The organism is Micromonospora sp. DT62 (genome assembly GCF_049847285.1).
GTDB lineage: Bacteria > Actinomycetota > Actinomycetes > Mycobacteriales > Micromonosporaceae > Micromonospora > Micromonospora reichwaldensis.
In genome coordinates this window covers 343,417-369,964 of the sequence record NZ_JBNCOB010000003.1, presented here as the reverse complement: position 1 = coordinate 369,964, position 26,548 = coordinate 343,417, and the positions used below count along the sequence as shown (strand labels likewise).

General features: G+C 70.6%; 18 protein-coding genes and 2 pseudogenes. 11 read left to right on the top strand and 9 right to left on the bottom strand.

Going from position 1 to position 26,548, the window contains the following annotated elements; genetic code table 11:
* Positions 1-149: 149 nt before the first annotated feature.
* Positions 150-3,020 carry a BTAD domain-containing putative transcriptional regulator gene (locus ACPXCB_RS07185; protein ID WP_425873310.1) on the bottom strand — a complete coding sequence of 957 codons (2,871 nt, stop codon included), beginning with the start codon at positions 3,018-3,020 and terminating at the stop codon, positions 150-152.
* A 158-nt stretch (positions 3,021-3,178) separates the two neighbouring features.
* Here ACPXCB_RS07185 and ACPXCB_RS07180 point away from each other — a divergent pair, with 158 nt between their 5' ends.
* Together ACPXCB_RS07180 and ACPXCB_RS07175 are read left to right on the top strand one after the other, a co-directional pair.
* Entirely contained in the window at positions 3,179-3,592 is a 414-nt protein-coding gene (locus ACPXCB_RS07180; protein WP_425873308.1) for a peptidase inhibitor family I36 protein, read from the top strand.
* Positions 3,583-4,533, top strand: coding sequence for a hypothetical protein (locus ACPXCB_RS07175; RefSeq protein WP_425873306.1), 951 nt, complete (start codon positions 3,583-3,585; stop codon positions 4,531-4,533). Before ACPXCB_RS07180 ends, ACPXCB_RS07175 begins: the two co-directional genes overlap by 10 nt.
* Positions 4,534-4,694: 161 nt before the next feature.
* Here ACPXCB_RS07175 and ACPXCB_RS07170 read toward each other — a convergent pair whose 3' ends face one another.
* Complete coding sequence (locus tag ACPXCB_RS07170) at positions 4,695-5,522, bottom strand: SDR family oxidoreductase (protein WP_425873304.1); 828 nt, start codon at positions 5,520-5,522, stop codon at positions 4,695-4,697.
* 271 nt (positions 5,523-5,793) lie between these two features.
* Between ACPXCB_RS07170 and ACPXCB_RS07165 the strand changes: the two genes are divergently transcribed.
* Positions 5,794-7,773 (top strand): acyl-CoA dehydrogenase, encoded by a 1,980-nt coding sequence (locus ACPXCB_RS07165; RefSeq protein WP_425873302.1) that lies wholly within the window; start codon positions 5,794-5,796, stop codon positions 7,771-7,773.
* Between the two features lie 105 nt (positions 7,774-7,878).
* On the opposite strand, the gene ACPXCB_RS07160 is transcribed toward ACPXCB_RS07165, so the two are convergent.
* A complete protein-coding gene (locus ACPXCB_RS07160) occupies positions 7,879-8,730 on the bottom strand; it encodes a DUF4328 domain-containing protein (RefSeq protein WP_425873300.1) in 852 nt (283 codons plus the stop codon).
* A 337-nt stretch (positions 8,731-9,067) separates the two neighbouring features.
* Between ACPXCB_RS07160 and ACPXCB_RS07155 the strand changes: the two genes are divergently transcribed.
* A complete protein-coding gene (locus ACPXCB_RS07155; protein ID WP_425873298.1) occupies positions 9,068-10,591 on the top strand; it encodes a non-reducing end alpha-L-arabinofuranosidase family hydrolase in 1,524 nt (507 codons plus the stop codon).
* A 264-nt stretch (positions 10,592-10,855) separates the two neighbouring features.
* Here the strand turns inward: ACPXCB_RS07155 and ACPXCB_RS07150 are convergent, their stop codons facing one another.
* From ACPXCB_RS07150 to ACPXCB_RS07130, 5 genes and pseudogenes are all read right to left on the bottom strand, one after another.
* Positions 10,856-11,833 (bottom strand): hypothetical protein, encoded by a 978-nt coding sequence (locus ACPXCB_RS07150; protein ID WP_425873296.1) that lies wholly within the window; start codon positions 11,831-11,833, stop codon positions 10,856-10,858.
* A gap of 221 nt (positions 11,834-12,054) precedes the next feature.
* Positions 12,055-12,174 (bottom strand): annotated as a pseudogene (locus ACPXCB_RS07145) (transposase); the annotation flags it as partial.
* A gap of 256 nt (positions 12,175-12,430) precedes the next feature.
* Complete coding sequence (locus tag ACPXCB_RS07140; protein ID WP_425873294.1) at positions 12,431-14,116, bottom strand: cellulose binding domain-containing protein; 1,686 nt, start codon at positions 14,114-14,116, stop codon at positions 12,431-12,433.
* 314 nt (positions 14,117-14,430) lie between these two features.
* Positions 14,431-15,330 (bottom strand): carbohydrate-binding protein, encoded by a 900-nt coding sequence (locus tag ACPXCB_RS07135; RefSeq protein WP_425873292.1) that lies wholly within the window; start codon positions 15,328-15,330, stop codon positions 14,431-14,433.
* The gene (locus ACPXCB_RS07130) at positions 15,279-16,238 is read right to left on the bottom strand and encodes a family 43 glycosylhydrolase (RefSeq protein ID WP_425873290.1); all 960 of its coding nucleotides are present in this window, start codon (positions 16,236-16,238) and stop codon (positions 15,279-15,281) included. The genes ACPXCB_RS07135 and ACPXCB_RS07130 overlap by 52 nt, the downstream gene beginning before the upstream one ends.
* A 394-nt stretch (positions 16,239-16,632) precedes the next feature.
* Here ACPXCB_RS07130 and ACPXCB_RS07125 point away from each other — a divergent pair.
* Positions 16,633-16,955: pseudogene (locus ACPXCB_RS07125) on the top strand (cellulose binding domain-containing protein); the annotation flags it as partial.
* Between the two features lie 82 nt (positions 16,956-17,037).
* On the opposite strand, the gene ACPXCB_RS07120 reads toward ACPXCB_RS07125, so the two are convergent.
* Positions 17,038-18,555, bottom strand: a complete 1,518-nt coding sequence (locus tag ACPXCB_RS07120; protein ID WP_425873427.1) for a glycoside hydrolase family 27 protein — start codon at positions 18,553-18,555, stop codon at positions 17,038-17,040.
* An 842-nt stretch (positions 18,556-19,397) separates the two neighbouring features.
* On the opposite strand from ACPXCB_RS07120, the gene araB reads away from it, so the two are divergent.
* The 6 genes from araB (at position 19,398) to yjfF (ending at position 26,531) form a co-directional block, all read left to right on the top strand.
* Positions 19,398-21,083: a ribulokinase gene (araB, locus tag ACPXCB_RS07115; protein WP_425873288.1), complete on the top strand. Its 1,686-nt coding sequence runs from the start codon at positions 19,398-19,400 to the stop codon at positions 21,081-21,083.
* On the top strand, positions 21,080-21,763 hold the full coding sequence (locus ACPXCB_RS07110; RefSeq protein WP_425873286.1) for an L-ribulose-5-phosphate 4-epimerase: 684 nt from the start codon (positions 21,080-21,082) through the stop codon (positions 21,761-21,763). The genes araB and ACPXCB_RS07110 overlap by 4 nt, the downstream gene beginning before the upstream one ends.
* Before the next feature lie 89 nt (positions 21,764-21,852).
* Positions 21,853-22,845: an ABC transporter substrate-binding protein gene (locus ACPXCB_RS07105; RefSeq protein ID WP_425873284.1), complete on the top strand. Its 993-nt coding sequence runs from the start codon at positions 21,853-21,855 to the stop codon at positions 22,843-22,845.
* Between the two features lie 88 nt (positions 22,846-22,933).
* Complete coding sequence (locus ACPXCB_RS07100) at positions 22,934-24,475, top strand: sugar ABC transporter ATP-binding protein (protein WP_425873282.1); 1,542 nt, start codon at positions 22,934-22,936, stop codon at positions 24,473-24,475.
* The gene (locus ACPXCB_RS07095) at positions 24,472-25,542 is read left to right on the top strand and encodes an ABC transporter permease (RefSeq protein WP_425873280.1); all 1,071 of its coding nucleotides are present in this window, start codon (positions 24,472-24,474) and stop codon (positions 25,540-25,542) included. Before ACPXCB_RS07100 ends, ACPXCB_RS07095 begins: the two co-directional genes overlap by 4 nt.
* Positions 25,539-26,531 (top strand): galactofuranose ABC transporter, permease protein YjfF, encoded by a 993-nt coding sequence (gene yjfF, locus ACPXCB_RS07090; protein WP_425873278.1) that lies wholly within the window; start codon positions 25,539-25,541, stop codon positions 26,529-26,531. Before ACPXCB_RS07095 ends, yjfF begins: the two co-directional genes overlap by 4 nt.
* Positions 26,532-26,548 lie beyond the last annotated feature (17 nt).

Sequence of the window (26,548 nt, the reverse complement as noted above, 5' to 3'; positions counted from 1 at the left end):
ACGCCGTCCACCGCTACGGTCAGCCGATTCTCGGGCGCCAGCAGCCCGGCCCCGGCGGCCAGCTCCGCGACCGACCGCGCACGTGTCGTGCCGGCCGGGGCCCGCGCGGACGTCGCCTCGCCCCTGCCGGGTGGCGCACCCGGCGGGGATCACCGTCCCGCTGCGCCCTCGTCCGGCCACGTTCCGGACAGGTGCCTGCTGGCCGGCGTCGGCGGCTGCGGGAACTCGGGGACCGAGCGGAGTCGGGCGCGGACGAGGTCGATGTCGGGGTGACCGAGGTCGGACAGGACGCACAGGGCGTCGGCCCAGGCGGCGTTGGCTCGTCCCGGCTCCTCCGCGGCCAGCAGGGCGTCGCCGAGTCGGACGAGGGTCTCGGCCCGCAGGTACCGCTCGCCCGTGTGCTGGAAGAGTTGGAGAGCCTGCCGGTAGCACTCGATGGCCCTGCCGTGGTGCCCGAGGTGGTGGTGGGCGTAGCCGAGGCTGTCCCAGACGTTGGCTTGGCCGTGGCAGTCGCCGAGCCGGCCCATCAGCGTCAGGGCCTGGTGGCAGTAGACGAGGGTCTGGTGGTGGTTGCCGAGCAGCGCGTGGCTCCAGCCGAGCGCGTTGAGCGATTCCGCGTACCCGTCCGGGTGCCCGGCCCTGGCGTACAGCCCGAGCGCCCGCCGGAGGTGCGGTAGCGACTCGCGGTGACGGCCGCGCTGGTTGAGGATGAAGCCGAGGCCGCCGTGGACGCGCGCCTCCGCCACCGGGTCGCCGAGTTCCTCGCAGAGGGTGAGGGCCACCCGCAGGTGGGTGTGCGCCTCGTCGTGGCGACCCAGCCGGAAGTAGGCCCGGGCGAGGCCCCGGTGCAGGTGTGCCTGTCCGTCCTTGTCGCCGGCGTCGCGCGCCGCGCTCAGCGCGGTGTGCTGGACGGCCGCCTGGTCGTGCCAGTAGCCCTGCCGGCTGAAGAAGGTGTTGAGGATCCAGGCCAGCCGCCAGGCGTGGGCGGTGTGCCGGGTGGCGGCGGCCAGCCGGACGCTGGCGACCAGGGCGGAACGCTCGGCCACGAACCAGGCCAGTGCCTCGGCGGCGGTGGCGAAGGCCGTGGGCGTGACGCCGGAACGAGGCGCGGCGAGCGTGAGCGGCTCCCGGTGGGGCTCCAGCATCCGGGCGGCGGCGTGTGCGGTGTGCAGGTAGTGGTCGAGGACCCGGTGCGTCGCGTCGTCCCGTTCCGACCGGCCGTCGAGGCTGTCCGCCAGTTCGGCGGCGTAGGCGCGGAGCAGGTCGTGCGCGGCGTACCGGCCGGCGGTGTGCTCGGCGAGCAGGTGGTTGTCGGTCAGTTCGGTGAGCAGGGCCCGCGCCTGCCGCACCGGCACGCCGCTCATGCTTGCCGCGCTCGGCACGGTGATGTCGGTGCCGGGGTGCGACCCGATCAGCCGGAAGGTCCGCGCGGCCTCGCCGCCGAGCGCCCGGTAGGAGCAGGAGAAGATACTCCGCAGGTTGGTGGTCGGGTCGTTCGGGGCGAAGGCGTCGAGGCCGCCGCGTGCCTCACGCAGCTCGCCGGTCAGCACCGACAGGGCGACGTCGGGCCGCATCACGGCGTGGGCGGCCACGACGGACAGCGCCAGGGGAAGCCGGGCGCACAGGTCGACGATCTCGTCGGCGGCCGCGGGCTCGGCCGACAGCCGGTGCCGTCCGAGCCGGCCGGACAGCAGGCTCCGCGCCTCACCACGGTCCAACAGGTCCAGCCGCAGCGGCGTGGCGCCCTCGGCGGCGACCAGACCGACCAGCGCGTCGCGGCTGGTCACCACCACCAGGCACGTGGCCGCCCCGGGCAGCAGCGGGCGGACCTGTTCGGCATTGCGGGCGTTGTCCAGCAGGACGAGCATCCGTCTGCCGGCCAGCAGCGTGCGGTACAACGCCGCCTGCGCCTCCGGCTGCGGTGGCATCCGGTCGGCGGTCACGCCGAGGGCGTCGAGGAGATCGCGGACGGCCTCCGCGGGAGCCGTCGCCTCGCCGGTGGGCTCGAAGCCGCGCAGGTTCACGTACAGGTTTCCGTCGGGGAACCGCCCGGCGACGCGGTGCGCCCAGTGCACGACCAGCGCGGTCTTGCCGACCCCCGCGGTACCCGAGACGGTGACGATCGTGGACGCCGCGGCGGGCTGCTGCCCCGGCAGGTGCGCGTCGAGGCGGGCGAGGTGCTCCGCCCGACCCACGAATCCCGGGGTGTCGGGAGGCAGTTGGGCCGGCGTCGGGTGCGCAACGGTCACCGACGCCGGGTGCCGGCCGTGCGGCGCGTCCAGGTCGTCGCGCAGGATCGCCTGGTGCAGCGTCCGGAGTTCGGGCCCCGGATCGACACCGAGTTCCTCGGCGAGCCGCCGACGGACGACCGCGTACTGCACGAGGGCGTCGGCTCCCCGGCCCACGGCGTAGAGGGCGCGCATCAGCGCCGCGGTCACCGACTCCACGAGCGGATAGTCACCCACCAGTTCGGTGAGCCGACTGATCACCGGTTCCGGGTTCGCCACCCGCAACTCGGCGTACGCCCAGGTGACGACGGCTTCCGGGTAGTGCTGCCGCCAGCTCTCCCTGGTCCGCGCGGCCCAGGACCCCGACAGTCCCGCCAGCGGTTCGCCCCGCCACAGTGCGAGCGCCTCCCGCAGCAACGACGCCCGCCGGGCGTCCGGGCACGCCGGCTCCTTGGCCTGGGCGAGCAGGCTGCGGAACCGGTGTACGTCCACCCGGTCGGCGGCGACCTCGAGCACGTATCCGCCCGGCCGCCACACCAGCGCGGGCGGCTCACCGACGTCCACGAGGTGCAGGGCCTGCCGGATCCGGGTGACGTGTGCGTGCAGCGACTGACGTGCGCCCCGTGGCGGGCTGTCCCCCCACACCCGGTCCAACAGGGTCTGCGGCGTCACCGACCGTCCGGCGTCCACGAGCAACGCCGCCAGCACGGCGCGCTGCCTCGGCTGTCCGGCCGGCAGTCGCCGGTCGTCCGCCCAGATCTCCACCGGCCCCAGTACGCGAAAGTCGGCCACGAATCCCCCAAAAGCGGCATCACGATCGTCGCCCACCGGTCGCCCGCATCGATGCACAAGAATTTCACAAGCCGTCGACCCCACGCCACCGCCGACGCTGATGCGACAGATGTCGACCGCATCCGGTCGACCGATCAGGGGCAGAGAAGAGGAAGATCATGAAAAACGTGCTGCGGCGGTGCGCGGCGGCGGCGGCGGGATTCGTGCTGGCGCTGGTGTGCCTGGTGGAGCCCGCGTCCGCGGGGGACAGGTACGCCGGCTGCCCGTCGGGTTCCGTCTGCGTGTGGGCCGCCGCCGACTTCAACGACGGCCCGGGGAAGTGGCAGAACAACGAGGCCAACTACGGCAACTGGGGTCACGGCACCTGCCCGACGGGCACCTGGAGCAACTGCGTGTCGTCGGTGTTCAACAACGGGCAGAACTGCGCCGTCACCTTCCACGACGGCACCAACTACACCGGTGCCTTCTTCTACCGGCTGCCGCGCGGCAGCTACCTCGCCAACCTGGCGTACGACAGGTGGAGCGACGGGACCAGCCCCAACGACAAGATCAGCTCGCACAAGTGGTGCTGACGATCCGACGCTCGACGTCCCGGACGCTCTCCGTGGCCGTCGGTCTCCTGGTGCTCGTCTGCGGGAGTGCCTGCACCCCGCAGGCGGGCACCACCGGCCGCCAGGAGTCCGCGCTCGGCGTCGACGCGCTGGACCTGCTGACCGGCTCCGGCGGCCATCCCGCCCGCAGGCGGGTGCTGGAGCTGGCCGAGGAGAAGCTGGTCGAGCGGTGCATGGCCGCGCGTGGGCAGGTCTACTGGCCGGTCACCCCGCCACCGGTCGACGGGTCGGACGAGGAGCGTGCGGTCGACCTGCCCCGGCGCCGCGCGAAGGGTTTCGGGCTGGCGGAGGCGTCGAGGCCCCCGAGGGCGGGTCCGAACGACCGGCAGCCGGCGTTCCAGTTCGCCCTGTTCGGCGACACCCGGCGGTACGAGAAGCTGGAGCTGCCCAACGGCAGCGTCCTGTCCTACCCGACGGTCGGGTGCGTGGCCGAGAGCCGGGCCGCCCTGTACGGCGACGCCCGGCGGTGGGCCCGCGTCGACGGCGTCCCCCAGGTCCTGGACAACGCCCTCAGGGAACAGGTCGGAAAGGCACCGGAGCTGGCACGGGCCCGCGCCCGGTGGCTCTCGTGCATGGCCGGAGCGGGCTACCCGTACCCCGACCCGGAGGGCGCGGCCGAGGACCTGTCGCGTGCGTACCGGCAGGACGGCGACTCCGCCTCCCTGCGCCGCCGGGAGATCGCCGTGGCCACCGCCGACGGCGAGTGCGCGCTGCGGGCCCACGTGCCCGCGACGGAGCTCGCGCTACGTCGGGACGGGGCTCGGTCCCTGCCCGCCGCCCGGCGGCGCGAGCTGAACGACCTGGGCGCGGTGCACTGCGCCGCCTACCGGAGGGCGCAGCCTGTGGTCGGGGACCTGGCGCACGCCCAGCCGTGCCTGTCGAGCCCGGAGGGCGGCCGGTAGCGCCCGGAACCGGCGGGTCGGTGAACGTCGCGTGGTGTCGGGCCGGCGCCGTGGTGCCGGCCCGGTGCGACGTGTCCCGCCGCGGCGCAGCGAGGGGGTCAGCTGTCGTCGAGGTCGGCCGCGTCCGCCGGCCGTTGGTGCCGGCCGAGCCCGGGCGAGGCTCACGCGAGGGTGTGATGACCCGCCTTGACGACCTGGTCGTACTCACTGCGTCGGGCGTCGTAGGCGGCCTCCAGGAACGTCTCCGAGTCCGGGCCCACCGGCAGCCGGAGCGGCGGCGACTCCAGCTGACTGAGCCGCCAGACCACGTCCGCGAAGAGCCCGGGGGAGTTCACCTCGATCTTGGCGTTCATGCTGCGCAGCGCGCCGAGCATGCCGTCGCTGACCGGCGTGTACTCCGGGATCCGTTGCTCCGGCATCACCAGGTTGCCGCTGTACCCGGTGGCGAAGCCGCCCGGCTGGAGGATGGTGACCTTCACCCCGAGGTGCCCGGCCTCGGCGGCCAGCGACTCGGCCGCTCCCTCCACCGCGAACTTGCTCGCCGTGTACGCGGCCAGCCCGGGGAAGGGAACCATGCCGGCGACCGAGCTGACGAAGACCGCGTGCCCGTGGCGCTGCGCCCGCCACACCGGCAGCACAGCCCGGGTGAGCCGCCACGGCCCGAACACGTTGGTGTCGAACTGCGCGGCGAGTTCCGCGTCGGAGACCTCCTCGAAGGTGCCGAACTGGCCGTAGGCGGCGTTGTTGACCAGGACGTCGACACCGCCGAAGGCGTCCACCGCCCGCTCGACCGCCGCCACGCACTGCGCCGGATCCCGTACGTCCAGCGCGGCGGCCACCACGTTGCCCGGATGCCGGGCCACCAACGCGCCGAGGGTCTCCGGCCGCCGGGCCGTCGCCAGCACCTGCTCCCCCTCGGCGGCGAGCCGGGCCGCGAGGGCCTGACCGAGTCCGCTCGAACACCCCGTGACCAACCAACGCTTCGCCATCGCTCTCGACCCGCCCAATCCGAAGGGTTACCTGTCGGGTGCAGAGTGTCAGAGCCCTCGGCGAGGGTGAAGGGACCTCGGCTGTCGCCAACCGGATTCGTCGGGTACCCGGCGCACCGCCGGCCGCTGGCCGAGGGGCGGCGGCCGGTTGGCCCAGCTCTCCGGGGCGGTCACCGCGATCTGTCCCTGCCAGATCTTGATGGTGGGATCGGCCGGTATCCTGGATCGGGTACGGAGTGTGACCATATATCCGCTATTTCGAGGGGTGACCATGTCCGATCACGCGTCCGGCCGCATCGAGGTCACCCCCCTGCGGGAACTGCTCGACGGGCCGTGGGCCGAGGTCCGCAACGCGCACCGGGACCAGCTCGACGCGCGCTTCCTCCCGGTGTACGGCGAGACCGGTGACCAGGCGCGTGAGCGGATCACCCGGTTGATCGCCGAACTCCCCGTCAAGCTGGGCATCGCGTCGGCCTTCCCCACCGAGTACGGGGGCAGATCCGATGTCGGCGGTTCGATCGTGGCCTGCGAGATGCTGGCGCAGGTCGACCTGTCGCTGATGGTCAAGGCGGGCGTGCAGTGGGGCCTGTTCGGGGGCGCGGTCGACGCCCTCGGCACCCGGCGGCACCACGACGCCTACCTGCGGGACATCATCTCGGGCAAGATCCTCGGCTGTTTCGCGATGACCGAGACCGGCCACGGCTCGGACGTCCAGCAGCTGCGCACCACCTGCACGTACGACCCGCGGACGCAGACCTTCGACCTGCACACCCCGCACGAGGCGGCCCGCAAGGACTACATCGGCAACGCGGCCCGGGACGGGCGGATGGCCGTGGTTTTCGCGCAGCTGATCACGGAGGGGCGGCGGCACGGTGTGCACGCGTGGCTGGTGCCGATCCGCGACGCGCAGGGCAACCCGCTGCCGGGCGTGACCATCGGCGACGCCGGACCCAAGGCCGGCCTGCTCGGTGTCGACAACGGGCGGCTCAGCTTCGACCACGTGCGGGTGCCGCGGGACATGCTGCTGGACCGGTACGGTCAGGTCGCGGAGGACGGGACGTACTCCAGCCCGATCGAGGACGACTCCCGGCGCTTCTTCACCATGCTCGGCACCCTGGTCCGCGGCCGGGTGAGCGTGGGCGGCGCCGCGTCGGCGGCGACCAAGTCGGCGCTGACCATCGCGGTGCGCTACGGCGACATCCGCCGCCAGTTCGACACGCCCGACGCGGACCGGGAGGTGCTGCTCAACGACTACCTGGCCCACCAGCGCAAGCTGCTGCCCGCCCTGGCCACCACGTACGCGCTGCACTTCGCCCAGGCCGAGCTGGTCGCCGCGCTGAACGAGGTGCAGGGCGGCGACGGGCCGGTCGACGCGCACCGGCAGCGGGAGCTGGAGTCCCGGGCGGCCGGTCTCAAGGCCGCACAGACCTGGCACGCCACCCGCACCATCCAGATGTGCCGCGAGGCGTGCGGCGGCGCCGGCTACCTGGCCGAGAACCGGCTGCCCGCCCTCAAGGCCGACACCGACGTCTTCACCACGTTCGAGGGCGACAACACCGTGCTGCTGCAGCTGGTGGCCAAGGGGCTGCTCACCGGCTACCGGGACGAGTTCGGCTCGTTGGACGGCTGGGGGCGCGCCTCCTTCGTCGCCGAACAGGTCCGCGAGATGGTGCTCGAGCGCACCGCCGCGCGGTCGGTCATCGAGCGGCTGATCAGCGCCGTGCCCGGCCGCGACGAGGAGGTCGCCGTCACCGATCGCGGCTGGCAGCTCAAGGTCTTCGAGGACCGCGAGAGGCACCTCCTCGACGGCGTGGTCCGCCGCCTGCGCAACGGCGCGGCGACGAAGAAGGACCGCCCCTTCGACATCTTCAACGACGTCCAGGACCATGTCCTCGCCGTCGCCGCCGCGCACGTGGACCGGGTCACCCTGGAGGCGTTCGTCGCCGGCATCGAGGACGCGACGGATCCAGAGGTCCAGGCGCTGCTCTCCCGGGTCTGCGACCTGTACGCGCTCAGCGTCATCGAGGCCCACAAGGGATGGTTCCTGGAGCACGGCCGCCTCACGCCGGCCCGCGCGAAGGCGATCACCGGCGTGGTGAACGGCCTGCTGAAGGAGCTGCGCCCGCACATGCGGACGCTCGTGGACGGGTTCGGCATCCCGGACACCTGGCTGCACTGCGCAGTCCTGCGCGAGGAATCCCGCAGGCAGGAGGACATGGCCGCCCACGACGCCGCCGGGCGAGGCCGCTGACGAGAACCGCCGCGATGACCGCGCGGACGAGAAGGGCTGCCGCGCCTGCCCAGCGCGATGGTGACCGGGCTGCCCCAGCGCGTCGTCGTGCGGCTGCGGTCGTCGCTACGTCGGCATCGAGCCCGCCGTGGCCGCCGGGTGCCCGGGCGCGCTTCGAGGTGCCGCGTAGGGTGCGTCGGGCGCGAGCCCGCCGATCGGCGTCGTCTTCGCGAGGCGGTCCTGCTGGGCGGCGGTGATCCGGCGGATCAGCACGATGAGCGAGGCGCCAGCGACCAGGCAGGCGACGGTGGGGATCAGCCGGGGGCCGAGCGAGTCCTGGTAGTAGCGGATGTACGTCGCGAACTCCGTGTCGCTGCGGGGCCACGGGGTCAGCCGGTCGTACCGCTGGTTCTCGAGGCGGAGCAGGATCCGGTCTCCGACGCTGAACGTCAGCCATGCGGCCCACCAGAGCCCGACCAGCGCTGGCGTGGCACGTCGCCAGAGGCTGTCGCGGGCGACGTTGGCGATCACCCGGGCCGGCACGACGAAGTTGGCGAGGGGGACCAGCCAGCCGGCGATGGCCCAGCCGGAGTTCAGTGTCGGCAGGGCCCCCGGGAACGCCTCCAGGTTCTTGCGCGCGCGCCAGGTCCAGATGATCAGTAGCACCGCGGCGGTCAGGAACGCCGACAGGTGGAGCAGGGTGAGCAGCACCTCGGCGGCCACCGCGCCGAGTAGCAGATCGCGGTCGCCGCGTTCGGCGGCGGCGCGGGCCAGCTGGACGCCGAACACGGGGAACAGCCCGCTGGGCAGGTAGAGCAGGCTGGCCGCACCGACGGCGATGGCGGCAGCCGTGCCCAGGCGGCGCAGGGGATGCGTGGGAACTCCCGGAGTGACCGCCGGTTGGCCCAGCGGAGTGTTGCAGCGCCGGCACTCGTTGAAGGCCGGGGACGTGGCGTCCCCGCAGGTCTTGCAGATCAAGGTGACCGTCCAGGATGGCGGCGAGAGGTGACGCGCGCAGACTAGACGATCATGACTGGAGGCGGTGACCCGCGCGACCAGGTCAGGCAGACGCGTCGATGCGAGTCGAGTAGGGAACATTACGTCTTGACGAACGGCATGTTATCGCTCACAGTCGATGGCTGAGGCCGACGTCGCGTGGCTTTCCGGGCGAGCCTGCTTGTCGACCTTGAATCAGGCGTGCGCCTGGGCGCAGGCAGGTCTTGTTAGCGCTAACTGCTTCCCGCTCGTGCCCGGCCACGCGTCGCGGTGCGCCCATCTCCGGGCATCCCGTTGGCATTCTCAGCCGAGGAGGATCATGTCTGTCTTCGATAGGTCTCCATCTCTCGCGCCGCCGCCGTCGCGGCGGCGCCGGTGGTTGCCGCGGGTCGTCGCCGCTGGGGTGGCCCTGCTGGTCGGTGGCGTCGCCGCGGCGGTGGTGTCGTCGGCACCCGCCGCCGCGGCGACGGTCGACACGAGCGCGTGGTACGTGTTGGTCAACCGCAACAGCGGCAAGGCCCTGGACGTGTACAACCTGGCCACGAACGACGGCGCGCGGATCGTGCAGTGGGCGCGCAACGACGGCAACCAGCAGCAGTGGCAGTTCGTGGACTCCGGCGGTGGCTACTACCGGTTGAAGTCGCGGCTGTCCGGCAAGGTGCTCGACGTCTACAACTTCTCGACCGCCAACGGTGCCAGCATCGTGCAGTGGGCCGACGGCAACGGGTCCAACCAGCAGTTCCGGCTGGCCGACTCCGCCGGTGGCTACGTCCGCCTGATCAACCGGAACAGCAACAAGGCGGTGGAGGTGCAGGGCGCCTCGACCGCCGACGGCGGGAACGTCGTGCAGTACGACGACTGGAACGGCAACAACCAGCAGTGGCAGCTCGTCCGCGTCGACGGCGGGGGCAACCCCACCACGCCGCCGCCCGGCACGTGTGCGCTGCCGTCGACGTACCGCTGGTCGTCGACCGGCGTGCTGGCGCAACCGAGGGCGGGGTGGGTGTCGCTGAAGGACTTCACCCACGCCCCCTACAACGGCCGGCAACTCGTCTACGCGACCACGCACGACACGGGAACGACGTGGGGCTCGATGAACTTCGGCCTCTTCACGAACTGGTCCGAGATGGCCTCGGCCAGCCAGAACCAGATGCCCTTCGCCGCCGTCGCGCCCTCACTGTTCTACTTCGCCCCCAGGAACATCTGGGTGCTCGCCTACCAGTGGGGCGGACCCGCCTTCTCCTACCGGACGTCGAGCGACCCCACAAACGTGAACAGCTGGTCGTCGCCGCAGACGCTCTTCACCGGCAGCATCTCCGGATCCGGCACCGGGCCGATCGATCAGGCGATCATCGGTGACGACACCAACATGTACCTGTTCTTCGCCGGGGACAACGGGAAGATCTACCGGGCCAGCATGCCCATCGGGAACTTCCCGGGCAGCTTCGGCTCGACCTACACGACCATCATGAGCGACACGACGAACAACCTGTTCGAGGCGGTCCAGGTCTACAAGCTCCAGGGCCAGAACCGGTACCTCATGCTCGTCGAGGCGATCGGCGCGCAGGGTCGCTACTTCCGCTCGTTCACGGCCACCAGCCTGGGCGGTACGTGGACGCCGCAGGCCGCCACCGAGAGCAACCCGTTCGCCGGCAAGGCCAACAGCGGCGCCACCTGGACCAACGACATCAGCCACGGCGAGTTGATCCGCAGCAACGCCGACCAGACCATGACCGTCGATCCCTGCAACCTGCAGTTGCTCTACCAGGGACGTTCCCCCAACTCCGGCGGCGACTACGGCCGCCTGCCGTACCGCCCGGGTCTGCTGACCCTGCAACGCTGACGACGGGCACCGGATCCCCCGGATGTCGTAGACGTCCGGGGGACACCGGCGGGGGTGCCGGTGTCACCAGAGGCGATGCGCTGGTTGCTGCGCTATGTGGCCGAGATCCACCCGGTGTCCCCCCGAGTGCCGTTATGGCGGACCCGTGATGGCCGGCAACGGCCGCTGACCTACTGGGTGCTGAGACGGGTGCTGCAGCGCGCGAGCCGAGAAGGGTGCGTGCCGCGGGGTCCGGTACAACCACCCGATTCGATGGCGACTCGCTCACATGGCGAGGACATACCAGGTTCGTTCGTCGCCGAACTGCATCCACATTCGGTTGTCTCGGCACACTGTTCGCCGCGCCCAGGTGGTTGGGCGGTGGCCGGTGGGCAGGAGAAGTGGCGCTGTCGTGGTGGCTTCGACCGGGCCATCGGTGATGCGGGAAAACGTGACCAGGTAGCGGCCGGCGGCTTGCGGGCCGTGCCCCTGGCCGGCTACGAACGCCACACGCTGGCCGGCAACGATGATGCCACTCGCGGAGCGGACGGGCCGCACCCCGTCCTGGTCGATTTCCACAAGTGGGAAGCCCGTGTAGGGATACGCCCAGGTGCGGTGGATGCCGACGTTGAGCGCGTAGCAGTCGACCCAGCTCGCTGGGCCGTTCCGATCTTGGGTCGCATACCAGGCTGCGTCGCCAGCCGCGGTCCAGCGGATGAGGCCGGGCATGGACATGCTGGTGCGGTGGGGCGGTTGTGTGCGGTTCTGCCTGACCGGATGCGGTGCGCAGATGGAAGCCTCGTCAAAGTAGCTGATCCAGATATTGCCCGCCCGGTCGACCATCAGTTGCTCGATGCCGTCGCCGGCGTGAAAGGTGGTCCGGATCGAGCCGTCGGCGTTGACGATGCGCGCATTGTGGGGGATCTGCGCCTCGAGCTCGGCGACGGTCGTGGCCTCCGGCCCGGTAGGCATCCGGCATCGTGCTGCCGCTAGAACGAAGCCGTCATCGAGGACGTCGATTTTGGGGAACCGCAGGTCGAGTTCTGGGATGGTCACCTCGGTGACGTCGCCGCCGTCGATGACGACCGCAGTCGCGGCATACGGCTGGAGCGCGGCTCCCCGCTCGGTGCAGGCCGCATCTGGGGCGACCAGTAGCGCGATGACACGTCCGGTGGCATCGACGGTGGAGGCCGCCACATTCCTGTCCGCATAGCGCTCGGGTAGGGCGCACCAGACGCGCAGCCGTGCACCTTGCCCGCTCATCAGGCGGTAGCGGTGTCCGTTCTTTCAACCATGCTCTGATCATGTCCGCAGGGAGGCTTCGATGCAAGGACGGCGACCTGCATACTGGCGGAGACCCGACCCGCTAACCGGATTTGCCGTGATCCGCGCGCTACCCGACGTACCGGCGTCAAGGCGGCTCGTACGCAGGCACCCATCGCTTCCACTCCGCCCGGCGGTGCAGTTAAGGCGCCGTTGCGGCCCACCGGCTCGTGCTTGTCGTAGCCTAGGTGCTCGGTCAGCTCCGCCTCCAGGGCGGTCTCCAGCACCGTCTTGGTCAGCCCGGACAACAACCCGTCCCGGCCCACCAGATCCACACCCCTCGGCACGGGCCTGCTCCGCCAGCTGCAGTGCGAGCTGCTGGGTATCCATTGATTTCGGCACAGACTCGATGATCTCGGTCATTGCCTGTCCTTCCCGCCAAGCCCATCAGGCTCGGCGTGTCAGGCCAGACCGGCTACACCCTTACTCGGACAGTCCTCGGGCACGCCCCCTGAGAAGGGTGCGGCCCCTCCCTTGCCGGAGGGGCCGCACGCGGTTCTGGTCAATCTCCAGGGTGGGGGCCCTGCGTCGTAGCGGTCAGACCACCGTGCAGGCGACGCCGTTGAGGGTGAAGGCAGTCGGCTCGGCGGTGTTGCCGCTGGTGTTGGCCTGAAAGCCGATGTTGATGGTGGCCCCGGGGGCGATCGCGGCGTTGTAGTCGACGTTACGGGCGCTCACCTGACCGCTGGACGGCGAGTAGGTGGCACCCCAGCCCGAGGTGATCGACTGGCCCGAGGGCAGGTTGAAGGCCAACGTCCAGCCGTTGATCGCCGAGGTGCCGGTGTTGGTGATGTCGATGCTGGCCGTGAAGCCGGAGCCCCAGGAGTTCATCGTGTAGGCGACCCGGGGTCCCGTGCCCCCACCCGGGGGTGGGGTGACGGTGGGCGTGGGGGTCGGGCTGGGCGGCGGGGTGCCGTTCACACTGGTCACGAAGGTCATGATGCTTCGGGCGGGCAGCGTGACGGTGAGGGAGCCGTTCGACATGGAGAGCGCGCTCTGGGGCGCGACGGTCCGGCTCGCGTCGGTCAGCCAGTTCGAGACGCTGCCGGAAGCGGTGGTGCCCGACAGGCTGAACTGCTGGCTCACCGACGAGGTGTTCTTGTTGACGGCGACGATGACGACGCTGTTGCCGCCCCGGTACGCCGAGACGTAGACGTTTGATGCCGGGTTCGCCGTCGCGTCGATCCGGGTGTAGCCGGGCCGGACGAACCGGGCGAAGTGCGCCATCATGGCACCGCGCTTGCTGACCTGGCCGTCCTCCCGCATGGGGCCGTAGCTGCGCCGCAGATACCACCAGACGTACGCCTGGAACTCGGCGTCCACCATGGCGCGGTGGATGTGCTCGCCCACGTCGAGCGCCTCGGGCCAGGCATCGCCCGAGTTGGTGTTGCTGTTGGGGTAGTAGACCTCGGTCATCCAGAGCTCTTTGCCCGCGCCCTTCTGCTTGAAGAGCGGGTACGCAAAGTTCGAGTACGACGTCCCGTAGAGGTGGGCCCCGATGATGTCCACGTTGGCCAGCGCCGTGGGATCGTTGAGAATCGGGTCCGACACGGACTTGATGTACTGGAACGACTCGGGTGCCATGACCCGGGTGCTGATCGAGCCGGCGTTGTCCCGCAGGAACCTGACCATCTCGGCGGAGGTCCACCACGTCCAGTCGTGCGCGTAGTCGGGCTCGTTCTGCACCGAGATGCTGTACAGGGGCACCCCGTTGTTACGCAGGTACGTGGTGAAGTCGTTGAGGTGCTGCGCATAGGCGGCGTACGAGCTGTAGCGGAGCCGCTTCGCGTTGGTCTGGCTGCCGCGGGTGAAGGTCTCGATCATGCTGGCGGGCGGGTTCCACGGCGAGGCGAAGACGGTCACCCCGAGCTCGGCCGCGCGCTTCGCCGTCGCGAGGTCACGGCCGAAGTCAGCCGAGCTCTCGCCGACGGGAATCCGCAGGATGGAGAAGCCCAGCCGACCCTCGCCGGTGCCGAACGCGGTCTCCCGCTGGGCGGCCGTCAGGTCGCCGATCCAGGCGGCATGGGCCATGGCGCCATAGCCCTTGATCGTCTGCCGCTGCGCCGACAGGTTGACGGTCGCCGGCGCGGCCGAGGCTCCCGTGGCTCCCAGCAGTGTGGTCGCCGCTGCCGCAACCGGCACGGCCCCCATCGTCGTCAGGACGGCTCTCCGGCTCAGCAATCGCCGCTCGCCGCTGACCGGCCCGTTCTGATCGTGCGTCATTCTGCGTCCTCCTGGCTGGTGATGGTGATACGCGCGTGCCCCGGTCCGGTCCGGACCGGTCAGCGCCGCCCTGGGGACTGCCCTTGACCCCGGCGTCAATGACCCGTCGGCTCTCATCGACTGACGCCGCTGTTAGCGTTAACAGACCGTGATTTTAGGTTCCGGCGCAGGGCGGGTCAAGCACGGGGCGGACCGGGCATGACCACCCGGGCGCGACCGACGCTCCTGCCGGAGGCAGCGAGTTTCGCCGGGATCCTCGAAGGGCTGTGCGGCGACGGCCGAGCGTCTCCGCACAGCCCTCTCCCGGGGTCGGCTCAGGCGCGGGACCACTGCATGCTGGCGGCGGAGCCGCACGTCCGCTGTTCCAACGCGGCACCGGTGGCGGTGGAGCCGCCGACCACGTTCAGACACTTGTTGCTGTTGGCGTTGACCAGCTGGTGGTAGCCATCGCCGGTGGATCGCCAGCTGAACACCTGGTTGAGGCCGTCGTGGCAGGTGTACTGGACGATCCGGGCCCCGTCGGCCGTGGAGAAGTCCATCACGTCGACGCACTTGCCGCTGTGGGCGCTCTGCAGGCGTACGTTGCCCCCGCCGGCGTCGAGGAACCGCCACTGTTGCCAGCTCTGTCCGTCGCCCGTCCACTGGCCGATCACGGCGAGGTCGTCGAGGTTCGGCTGTTGGACGTCGACGACCTGGCCGCTGTTGCGGTTGGTGACGCGGTACGACGGGGCGGCCGTCCCGCCGCCGAACTGCCACCAGTTCACGTTGAACAGGTTTCCGGTGCCCCCGGCGAATCGCAGATACAGGTCCCGGGTCCCGGTGGCCCCGCTGATCGCGCAGGTGGAGGTGGTCCACGTCTGCCAGCCGCCGGTGCCGCCGACGGCACAGGTGCCGGCGAGCGGGCCGGTGGCGCTGTCCAGTCGTACCTCGATCCGGCCGCCGGCTGCCCCGGACGCCACCCGGGCGCTGAAGGAGGTCGCGCCGGCGCCGAAGGCGACGCCCTTGACCTTGATGTAGTCGCCGTTGGCGAGGTAGCCGACGTTCATGCCGCCTTCGCTGGACGGCTCGGTCTCGATGCCGGAACCCCAGGCGATCGTCTCGGCCTCCTGCCGGGTGTACGGGTTGAGCGTGCCGACCTGCGGGACGCCGGTGGTGGTCATGTTCATCGTGGGAATGGTGCCGTTGGAGTTGTAGGCGAACTTCTCCACCGCCACGGAACGGGTGAATCCGCCGCCGCCGGGCAACGCCCGTTGTGGTAGAAGAAGTACGACCCGCCGTTGAAGTCGACGATGCCGGGATGGTTGGTGAAGCTGGCACCCTGCCGGGGCATGACCGTGCCCCGGTACGTCCACGGCCCCGTCGGGCCGGGCGCCGTCGAGTAGCCGATGAACTCGGAGCAGCACTCCGCCGCGAACACGTTGTAGTAGAGCCCGTTGCGCTTGAAGACCCAGGGGCCTTCCTCGTAGAGGGTCGGGCGGCTCGCGTTGCCGGTTCGGGTGCCGAACCCGGCGGTGGTGAGCGGGATCCGGGTCGGGCTGCCGGAGAACGAGATCATGTCGGGATTGAGCCGCACGTACCACAGGTTCGGGTTGCCCCAGTACAAGTACGCCTGCCCGTCGTCGTCGACGAGGACGTGCGGGTCGATCTCACCGTTGCCGACCAGCGGGCGGCCGAGCGCGTCCCGGAACGGCCCGGTCGGGCTGTCGGCGACACCGACCCCGATCACCATTCCGCCGCCGCGCTGCCGCACCGGGACGTACCAGTAGAACTTTCCGTTGCGCGGGACGACGTGGCCGGCCCAGGCGTCCGCGTCCGCCCAGGCGAAGGTGCCGAGGCTCATCGGTACGCCGTGGTCGGTCCAGTTGACCATGTCGGCGGAGGAGAACACCCGCCACTCGCGCATGGTGAAGTACGTCGAGCCGTCCTCGTCGTGCCCGGTGTAGACGTAGACGCGTCCGTTGTGCACCATCGGCGCCGGGTCGGCGGTGTAGATGTGCTGGACGATCGGGTTGTCGGCCTGCGCGGTGCCGGGCAGTAGGGCGACGGTGCAGATCAGTCCGGCGAGTACGGCGATGGCGTGCCGAGCTCTCGTCCCGATCCGGCGTGCGCGTGTCAGCTTCAAGGCTCACCCCCAGGGTGTCGGGCGGTCCAGCGCTTCTCACCGCAGGCGCTGCACTCGAGCGCACCCGAGAGACCAAGAACCCTGTTATCGCTAACATCCAACATCAAGATGTCTCACGTCGTGCGGGCTGGGTCCGGTACGCGTGCGGAGAATCGCGCGTGATGGGATGGCAACGCGAAACGTCGTGTCGTTGACATCGATTACTTGCGATGCACCGTACTGGCCTCGGCGGTGGGCGTCAACGACGAGCCGGAGCGCTGTGCCCGGGGGCCGCGAGCTCGGCGCGGCTGACGGACGTCGCGCCGAACTCGCGCCCTGTCCCATTTATTGACACCTAGCTCTGTTATCGCCAACATGCGGCCTGGGCTGGCTGGTCGCGGGAGCCGACATCGCCACCGGGTGCAGCGGCGGCACCGACCGCGTCGCGTACCTCGGGGTGCACGGCACCCGGGACGGGGTGCTCCCCATCGCGAGCGGCCGGTCGCTGCGCGACCGGTTCGTGCAGCACAACGCCTGCGCCGCGCAGAGCCCGCGCGAGCCCGCGACGGGCAGCCTGACCCACATCCGGACCGCGTACTCGGGCTGCGCCGCCGGCTACCCGGTGGAGTGGATCGCGTTCGACGAAGGACACATCGCGGCGCCCCAGGACGGGGCGCCGGCGACAGCGGCACCCGGACCTGGGTGCCGGGGGAGACCTGGCGGTTCTGCACGCAGTTCCAGTAGGAGGCGAACGGTCCGGCCGGCCGGTGGGAGCAGGCGCGTCCATCCGGCCGGCCGCACTACGGTCGATGGCCGTCGGTCACACCCGGCTCCACCGCTGGTTGGTGCTGCCGTGGCAGGACCAGAGGATGACCGTGGTCCCGTTGGCGGTGCCACCGTTGTTGACGTCCAGGCACAGGGACGGGAAGCGGACGTTGCTCACCGTGCCGTTGCCGTTGAACGTCCACTGCTGGTTCGTACCGCCGTTGCAGTCCCAGAGCTGCACCCGGGTGCCGTTGGCGGCGGTGCTCGGCACGTCCAGGCACTTGCCGAGGACGCGCAGCGTCTGCCCGCTCTGACTGATCTGCTGGTTGGCGTTGCCGTGACAGTCCCAGATGAGCGTCCCGGTGCCGTTGGCGGTGTGGGAGTTGTCGACGTCGAGGCATCGTCCGGCCGATTCGCTGCGTAGCCGGAACGTGGTGGGGGGCGGCGGGTTCGTGGTGCCGCCGCCGCTGACCCGGTACACCACCGTGCCGTGCGCCGGGACGCTCGCGGAGATCGTTCCGGTGCTGGTGGAGGTGCCGTTGGTCCACGCGTCGCGCAGGGTGAACGAGGTGCCGCTCTTGCCGATCGCCGCCGCCGTCGTGGAGATCGTCGTGGCGGAGCTGCCCTGGTTGAACAGCGCGACCGCGACGTCACCGTTGGCCAGCCGCTTCGCCAGCACCCGCCGGGTGCCGTCGTTCGACACCTGGACCGCCTGGAGCCCGAGCGGGTCCTGGTTGATCGCGACCAGGTTCTGGTTCCGCAGGATGCTCAGCGTCGCCGCGCTGGCCGAGCGCAGGTCGTTGCCCATCATGAGCGGCGACGCCATGATCGACCAGAGCGCGAAGTGGCTGCGCATCTCGGTGTCGTTCATCCCGCCGTTGCCGACCTCCAGCATGTCCGGGTCGGTGAACCCGCCCGGTGCGGCGTACCCGGCCAGCGGCACGTTGACGTCGACGATGTTCCGGATGCCCATCGGGTAGCCGTTGGTCTGGCCGGTGTCCCACGCGTTGGTGATGTCCTCGGTGGTCCGCCAGAGGTTCGCCACGTCGCTCCAGTTGCGCTGCGGTCCGGTCTTCTCGTGGATGCTGTTCGGGTTGATGCTGTAGACGATCGGTCGGCCGGCGGCGGCCAGCGCGTCCCGCATGATGCCGAACCTGGCGACCTGGTCGTTGATGGTCCCGGTGGGGGAGCACCAGTCGTACTTCAGGTAGTCCACGCCCCAGGCGGCGAACTGGCGGGCGTCCTGGTACTCGTGCCCGAGACTGCCGGTCGAGCCGGGGAAGGCGTCGAAGTACTGCGCACAGGTCTGGTCCAGCGGCGCCTGGTAGAGGCCGAACAGCAGGCCGCGCGAGTGCAGGTAGTCGCCCAGCGCCTTCATCCCGCTCGGGAAGCGCTGCGGATGCGCCTGGAGGTTGCCCTGTGCGTCCCGGTCCGGGTTGAACCAGCAGTCGTCGACGACGACGTACCGGTACCCGAGATCGCGCAGCCCGTTGGCGACGATCGCGTCGGCCGTCTGGCGGATGAGTGTCTCGTTGATGTTGCAGCCGAACGTGTTCCAGGTGTTCCAACCCATCGGCGGCGTCCGGGCGACGCCGTTGTCCAGCGCCTGTGCCGGACGGGGCGCGACGGCCCCGTCCGCGACGGTCGCCGCGAGGGCCACCGCCAGGATGCCCAGGGCGGCGGCCAGCCATTGTCTCGGTGTGCGCACGTGTTCCTCCTCGGTCGGAGCGGTGGGTGGCGTCGGGTCGGGCGCCGGCGCCGGGATGCGGCGAACGAGGGCGTCACGGGGCGTGGCCGGTCAGCTGTCGCCCGGCCCTGCCCGCGGGCATCGCCGGCATACCTCGGGACGGGATCGTCCGGCCCTCGGCCGACCTCGTGCCGGATCCCGTCGCTCGCCGTCCGTCGTCGCGTACCCCGGTCGGCTCCGGCCCGGTGCCTGCCCGGGGACACGACGCGATGAGACGGATGTTATCGCTGACATCCATTGATGTAAATCGCCGATGGCGATGCTGCCTCGTCGGCGCGCTGGCCGGCGCCGGTCCGGGTCGGCGTTTGTCGGTCGGCATCGCAGCTCAGCGCGCACGGCGAAGTCGGCGTCCCCAGAGGATCGGTCCGTGCCCGGCTGGTGCCGTGCGATCGCGAGAGCGTAGAGAAGGGCCGAATGTTTTCGCTAACATGCATCGATCCGTCGTCTGGGCTGCGGCGCTGGTTGCTCCCGCCCCCGGGCCTCCGCCGAGCGGGCGCCGGCACCCCGTCCGGGCAGCCGAGAGTGCGGGGATGGTGACCGCGCGTGACGCCTCTGGTCCGGGCCACACGCTCCGCCTATCCTTCCGTTACTGAGCTGTTGTCGGCCGACGTCTTGACGGCGCTGTATGTGAGCGTTAACACTATGCCGGTCATTGATCGGAGGTGGACATGAGCAGTGTGGACGGTGCGGGCGAGCGGTACGTGGTCGGAGTCGACTACGGCACCCTCTCCGGGCGGGCCCTGGTGGTCCGGGTTCGCGATGGTGCCGAGGTCGGGACCGCGGTGCACGAGTACCGCCACGGCGTGATCGAGGCCGTGCTCCCCGGCGGCGGCCCGGCACTGCCCCCCGACTGGGCCCTGCAGGACCCGGAGGACTACCGCGACGTCCTGCGGCACGCCGTCCCCGCCGCCATGGCCGACGCCGGCGTGGACCCGTCGCAGGTCATCGGCATCGGCACCGACTTCACCGCCTGCACCGTCCTGCCGACGCTCGCCGACGGCACCCCGCTGTGCGAGGTCCCGGAGCTGCGCCACCGGCCGCACGCCTGGGTGAAGCTGTGGAAGCACCACGCCGCCCAGTCGCACGCCGACCGCATCAACGCGTTGGCCCACGAGCGGCACGAGCCGTGGATCGGCCGCTACGGCGGCAAGATCTCCGCCGAGTGGCAGTTCGCCAAGGGTCTTCAGATCCTCGAGGAGGATCCGGAGGTCTACCGCCGTGCCGAGCGCTTCGTCGAAGCCGCCGACTGGATCGTGTGGCAGTTGTGCGACGAGGAGACCCGCAACGTCTGCACCGCCGGATACAAGGGCATCCGGCAGGACGGCCGGTACCCGTCGACCGACTACCTGAGCGCCCTAAACCCGGGCTTCGCCGACTTCGTGACCAAGGTGGATGGTCCCCTGCTGCCGCTGGGCGAGCGGGCCGGCGCCCTCAGCTCCCGCGCCGCCGCCTGGACCGGGCTGCCGGCGGGCATCGCGGTCGCGGTCGGCAACGTCGACGCCCACGTCACCGCCGCCTCCGCCCAGGCGCTGAACCCCGGGCGACTGGTGGCCATCATGGGCACCTCCACCTGCCACGTCCTCAACGGCACCCACCCCGCCGAGGTGCCCGGCATGTGCGGTGTCGTCGACGGCGGCATCAGCGCGGGCGCGTGGGGTTACGAGGCCGGGCAGAGCGGAGTCGGCGACATCTTCGGCTGGTTCGTCAGGAACGCCGCGCCGGACGGAGTCGCGTCGCACGAGCGGCTGACCGAACTGGCCGCCGGCCAACCGGTCGGAGCCCACGGCCTCATCGCGCTGGACTGGTGGAACGGCAACCGCTCACCGCTGGTCAACCACGACCTCAGCGGCCTGATCGTCGGCCTGACCCTGGCCACCCGGCCGCAGGACGTCTACCGGGCGCTGCTGGAGTCCACGGCGTTCGGCACCCGGATGATCATCGAGGCGTTCGTCGAGGCCGGGATACCGGTCACCGACCTGGTCGTCGCCGGTGGTCTCGCCTCGAACCGGCTGCTCATGCAGATCTACGCCGACGTCACCAACCGCCCGCTGAGCATCATCGGCTCCGCCCAGGGCCCGGCGCTCGGCTCGGCGATCCACGCGGCCGTCGCCGCCGGGGCGTACCCGGACGTCCACCGGGCCTCGGCGGCGATGGGCCGGGTGAACGAGGGCGTGTACCAGCCGGACCCGGACGACGCGCGGGCGTACGACGCCCTCTACGCCGAGTACCGCGCGCTGCACGACCACTTCGGCCGCGGCGGCGACGACGTCATGCTCCGCCTGCGGGCGATCAGGAACACGGCCCTGGACGCGGCCGCGGCGCGGACCGACACGGTTTTGGAGGCGATCGGATGAACACCGACGCGGCGCGGCAGGTGAGCGACCTGCGGGAGACGGTGGCCCGCCTGCACGGCGAGTTGACCCGGTACGCGCTGGTGGCCTGGACCGCCGGCAACGTCTCGGCGCGGGTGCCGGGCCAGGACCTCATGGTGATCAAGCCCAGCGGTGTCGACTACGACGCCCTGACGGCGGACACCATGGTCGTGTGCGACCTGAACGGGGCCGTGGTCGACGGGAACGGCGCGCCGTCCAGCGACACTGCCGCGCACGCCTACGTCTACCGGGCGATGCCGGAGGTCGGTGGCGTCGTGCACACGCACAGCAGCTACGCCACCGCCTGGGCGGCCCGGGGCGAATCCATCCCGTGCTGGCTGACCGCGCAGGCCGACGAGTTCGGCGGGGAGATCCCGGTGGGGCCGTTCGCCCTGATCGGTGGTGACGACATCGGCAAGGGGATCGTCAGCACCCTGTCCGGGCACCGCTCGCCGGCGGTGCTGATGCGCAACCACGGGGTCTTCACGATCGGCAAGGACGCCTGCGCGGCGGTCAAGGCCGCGGTGATGTGCGAGGACGTCGCCCGCACCGCGCACCTGGCACGGGCGCTCGGGCAGCCGCTGCCGATGACGCAGGCCGACATCAGCTCGCTGCACGACCGGTACCAGAACGTCTACGGCCAGCGCCCGGCATCCGGCTGACCGGGAACGGCCCCTTCCCGTACCAACCTCACCACCACACCGGGACACGCGCGCGCCACGTGTCCGGACCACCCCACCGAGGAGAACCTATGAGAACCAGGAGAACGGCACGCACCCTGATCGCGGTCGTCGCCACCGTGCTGCTCACGGGCAGCGTGGCGGCCTGCGGCAACAGCGACACCGGCGGCGGCTCCGCCGACGACGGCAAGGTCACGCTGGGCTTCTCGCAGGTCGGCGCGGAGAGCGGCTGGCGGACGGCGAACACCACCTCGATCAAGGAGGCCGCCGCCGCGGCGGGGATCGAGCTGAAGTTCGACGACGCGCAGCAGAAGCAGGAGAACCAGATCAAGGCGATCCGGAACTTCATCCAGCAGAAGGTCGACGTCATCGCCTTCTCGCCGGTGGTGGAGTCCGGCTGGGACACCGTGCTGAAGGAGGCCAAGGACGCCGGCATCCCGGTGATCCTGACCGACCGCTCCGTCGACTCGGCCGACAAGTCGCTCTACAAGACCTTCCTCGGCTCGGACTTCGTCAAGGAGGGCCGGCTGGCCGGCGAGTGGCTGGTGGAGCAGACCAAGAGCGCCAGCGGGCCGGTGAACGTCGTCGAGTTGCAGGGCACCACCGGCTCGGCGCCGGCCAACGACCGCAAGGAGGGCTTCGCCAAGGCGATCGCCGCCAACCCGAACCTGAAGGTCGTCGCCTCCCAGTCGGGCGACTTCAAGCGGGCCGACGGCAAGCAGGTCATGGAGCAGTTCCTCAAGGCCAACCCGAAGATCGACGTGCTCTTCGCGCACAACGACGACATGGGTCTGGGCGCACTGGAGGCGATCACCGCAGCCGGCAAGGTGCCCGGCAAGGACATCACCATCATCACCATCGACGCGGTCAAGGACGGCATGCAGGCCCTCGCCGACGGCAAGTTCAACTTCATCGCCGAGTGCAGCCCGCTGCTCGGTCCGCAGCTGATGGACCTGGCGAAGAAGGTCCACGCCGGCGAGGAGGTCCCGGCCCGGATCGAGACCGAGGAGACCACCTTCACGCAGGAGCAGGCCAAGGAGGCACTGCCCAACCGCAAGTACTGACCGACGCCGGGGTCGCCGTCCGCTGACGGCGACCCCGGCCCGTCGCTCGCTCCTGTCTACCGACACCATCCAGAAGAGGTCCGATGGGATGACGGATAGCCGTCCGGTCCTGACCATGACCGGGATCAGCAAGACCTTCCCCGGGGTACGCGCGCTCCACGACGTCGACTTCCGCCTGTTCCCGGGCGAGGTCCACGCCCTGATGGGCGAGAACGGTGCCGGCAAGTCGACCCTGATCAAGGTGTTGACCGGCGTCCACGCCATCGACGAGGGCACCGTCGTACTCGACGGTGAGCAGGTCGCCTTCAGCGGCCCGATGCAGGCGTCGGCCTCCGGGGTGAGCACCGTCTACCAGGAGGTCAACCTCTGCACCAACCTGTCCGTGGCGGAGAACATCTTCATCGGCCGGGAGCCCCGTCGTCTCGGGGCGATCCGCTGGGGCGAGATGCGCCGGCGGGCGCGGGCACTCCTGGCCCGGCTGGACCTCGACATCGACGTCACCGCGCAGCTCGGCACGTACTCCCTGGCGGTGCAGCAGATGGTCGCCATCGCCCGGGCGATCGACGTACGGGCCCGGGTCCTGATCCTCGACGAGCCGACCTCCAGCCTGGACGCCGGTGAGGTCGCGCAGCTCTTCCGGATCATGCGGCAGCTGCGCGACGAGGGCATCGGCATCCTCTTCGTGACGCACTTCCTCGACCAGGTCTACGGCATCGCCGACCGCATCACGGTGCTGCGCAACGGTGCCCTGGTGGGGGAGTACCGGACCGGGGAACTGCCCCAGCTCAGCCTCGTCGAGAAGATGATCGGCAAGGAGCTCGACGTCCTGGAGCGCCTCGACGAGCAGCAGAAGCGGACCGCCGCCGTACGGTCCGACGCGGCCCCGCTGGTGGACGCGTCGGAGCTGGGCCGCAAGGGCGCGGTCGCCCCCTTCAGCCTGCGGATCCACGCCGGTGAGGTGGTCGGGCTCGCCGGCCTGCTCGGCTCCGGCCGCACCGAGGTGGCGCGGTTGCTGTTCGGCGCCGACCGCGCCGACCACGGCACGGTCGTCGTCGACGGCGGCGGAACGCAGGTGCGTAACCCGGTCCAGGCCATCGACCGCGGCGTCGGGTTCTGCTCCGAGAACCGCCGCGCGGAGGGCGTCGTCCCCGAGCTGTCGGTGCGGGAGAACATGATCCTCGCGATGCAGGCGGCGCGTGGTTGGCTACGGCCGATCCCCCGCCGCCGGCAGGACGAGCTGGTCGAGAAGTACATCCAGGCGCTCAGCATCCGGCCGGCGAACCCGGATCTGCCGGTGCGCAACCTCTCCGGCGGCAACCAGCAGAAGGTGCTCCTGGCCCGCTGGCTCATCACCGAGCCGCGCCTGCTGATCCTCGACGAGCCCACCCGGGGGATCGACGTCGGCGCGAAGGCCGAGATCCAGAAACTGGTGGTCCAGCTCTCCGACGACGGCATGGCGGTGCTGTTCATCTCCGCCGAGCTGGAGGAGGTGCTGCGGCTGAGCCACCGCGTCGCCGTGATGCGGGACCGGACGATGGTCGCCCAACTCGACAACGACGACACCCTCGACGCCGACCGCGTCATGCGGACCATCGCCAGCGGCACCACCGGTGCGGAGGTGATCCGATGAACGCCGTCGCCGACCGCCTCCGCCTGCTGACCGGCCACCGCCTGTTCTGGCCGGTGCTCGTGCTGGTGGTCATGATCCTGGCCAACACGATCTACCGGCCCGGCTTCCTCTCCATCGAGGTCAAGAACGGGCACCTCTACGGCACCCCGGTCGACATCCTCCGGCTGAGCGCACCGCTGATGCTGGTGGCGCTGGGCATGACCCTCGTCATCGCCACCGGCGGCATCGACCTCTCCGTCGGATCGCTCTGTGCCATCAGCGGCGCCATCGCCTGCCTCCACATCAGCGAGGCGCCCGACCAGAACAGCCCGGCGACCGTGCTCACGGCGCTCGCGCTGGCCTTCGGCGCCGCGCTCGCGCTCGGCGCCTGGAACGGGGTGCTGGTCGCCGTCATCGGCATCCAGCCCATCATCGCCACGCTGATCCTCATGGTGGCCGGCCGAGGGCTCGCGCAACTGGTCACCGAGGGCCAGATCATCACGATCAACTCCGGGCCGTACCGGGCGATCGGGCTCGGGCACTTCCTGACCCTGCCGCTGGCCGTCTTCATCGCCCTCGCGGCGGCCCTGCTCATCGCCGCGTTCACCCGGCGTACCGCGCTCGGTCTGATCGTCGAGTCGGTCGGCGGCAACGCCGAGGCGAGCCGGCTGGCCGGCATCCGATCCAGCCGCGTCGTCTTCCTCGTGTACGTGGTCAGCGCCGCCTGCGCCGCGATCGCCGGGTTCATGATGACGGCGAACGTGTCCAGCGCCGACGGCAACGCCGCCGGCCTCTGGGTGGAACTCGACGCGATCCTCGCGGTGGTCATCGGCGGCACCTCACTCGCCGGCGGCCGGTTCTCCCTCGGCGGCACCATCCTCGGCGCGCTGATCATCCAGACCCTGACCACCTCGGTGTACGCCATGAACATCTCGCCGCAGACGGCCCTGCTGTTCAAGGCCGTCGTCGTCATCGCCGTCTGCCTCATCCAGGCCCCGGCGTTCCGGGCCCGGTTCGGCCGCCGCCGTCGCGGCACCACGCCCGGGCCCACGGCACCGCGGCGGGAGAAGGAGCAGGTGCCGGCATGAGCAGCACGTCACTGACCACCGGCCGCGCGTGGCGACCCAGGGTGCCCCGGCGGCACGTCCCGGTCCTGGCCACCCTCGCCCTGCTGCTGGTCATGTACGCGGTCGGCGTGTCCCAGTACCGGGCGTTCTCCAACGTCCAGGTCGTCTTCAACGTCTTCATCGACAACGGGTTCCTGCTGGTCGTCGCGGTCGGCATGACCTTCGTGATCCTCACCGGCGGCATCGACCTGTCGGTCGGCTCCGTCGTCGCGATGACCGCGATGGTGTCGGCGTCGCTGCTCCAGGACGGGTTGCCCGCGGCCCTGGTGCTGTTCGTCGCGTTGCTGATCGGCCCGACGCTCGGGTTCCTGATGGGCTGCGCGATCCACTTCTTCGAGATCCAGCCGTTCATCGTCACCCTCGCCGGGATGTTCTTCGCCCGGGGCATGTGCACGTTCATCAGCGACGCGTCCATCCCCATCACCGACGGCTTCTGGACGGCCGTCTCGCAGGAGCGCATCGGCGACCCGCGCGGGAACTTCGTGTCGATCATCGTGCTGATCGCGTTCGCGGTGGTGCTCGTCGCCGCGTACGTGCTGGCGTACACCCGCTTCGGCCGCACCGTGTACGCGATCGGCGGCAACCCCCAGTCGGCGCTGCTGATGGGCCTACCGGTGGGGCGTACCCGGATCGCCGTCTACACGGTCAGCGGGCTCTGCTCGGCCATCGGCGGCATCCTGCTGTCGTTCTACACGCTCTCCGGCGCACCGCTGATCGCCATCGGCATGGAGCTGGACGTGATCGCGGCCGTCGTCATCGGCGGCACCGTGCTCACCGGTGGGTCCGGCTACGTCTTCGGCACCGTGCTGGGCGTGCTGGTGCTGGGCGTGATCCAGACCCTGATCACCTTCGACGGGAGCCTCAACTCCTGGTGGACGAGGATCGTGATCGGTGGCCTGCTCTTCGCCTTCATCCTCCTCCAGCGCCTCATCGGCATCCGCTTCAAGTGACCGCCCATCTCGCGGAA

Bases quoted from the DNA above. Each gene is read 5' to 3' on its own strand.
- ACPXCB_RS07180 (WP_425873308.1), top strand. From the start codon at position 3,179: ATGAAAAACGTGCTGCGGCGGTGCGCGGCGGCGGCGGCGGGATTCGTG.
- ACPXCB_RS07170 (WP_425873304.1), bottom strand. From the start codon at position 5,522: ATGGCGAAGCGTTGGTTGGTCACGGGGTGTTCGAGCGGACTCGGTCAG.
- ACPXCB_RS07165 (WP_425873302.1), top strand. From the start codon at position 5,794: ATGTCCGATCACGCGTCCGGCCGCATCGAGGTCACCCCCCTGCGGGAA.
- ACPXCB_RS07155 (WP_425873298.1), top strand. From the start codon at position 9,068: ATGTCTGTCTTCGATAGGTCTCCATCTCTCGCGCCGCCGCCGTCGCGG.
- ACPXCB_RS07150 (WP_425873296.1), bottom strand. From the start codon at position 11,833: ATGAGCGGGCAAGGTGCACGGCTGCGCGTCTGGTGCGCCCTACCCGAG.
- ACPXCB_RS07140 (WP_425873294.1), bottom strand. From the start codon at position 14,116: ATGACGCACGATCAGAACGGGCCGGTCAGCGGCGAGCGGCGATTGCTG.
- ACPXCB_RS07120 (WP_425873427.1), bottom strand. From the start codon at position 18,555: ATGGGTTGGAACACCTGGAACACGTTCGGCTGCAACATCAACGAGACA.
- araB (WP_425873288.1), top strand. From the start codon at position 19,398: ATGAGCAGTGTGGACGGTGCGGGCGAGCGGTACGTGGTCGGAGTCGAC.
- ACPXCB_RS07110 (WP_425873286.1), top strand. From the start codon at position 21,080: ATGAACACCGACGCGGCGCGGCAGGTGAGCGACCTGCGGGAGACGGTG.
- ACPXCB_RS07105 (WP_425873284.1), top strand. From the start codon at position 21,853: ATGAGAACCAGGAGAACGGCACGCACCCTGATCGCGGTCGTCGCCACC.
- ACPXCB_RS07100 (WP_425873282.1), top strand. From the start codon at position 22,934: ATGACGGATAGCCGTCCGGTCCTGACCATGACCGGGATCAGCAAGACC.
- ACPXCB_RS07095 (WP_425873280.1), top strand. From the start codon at position 24,472: ATGAACGCCGTCGCCGACCGCCTCCGCCTGCTGACCGGCCACCGCCTG.
- yjfF (WP_425873278.1), top strand. From the start codon at position 25,539: ATGAGCAGCACGTCACTGACCACCGGCCGCGCGTGGCGACCCAGGGTG.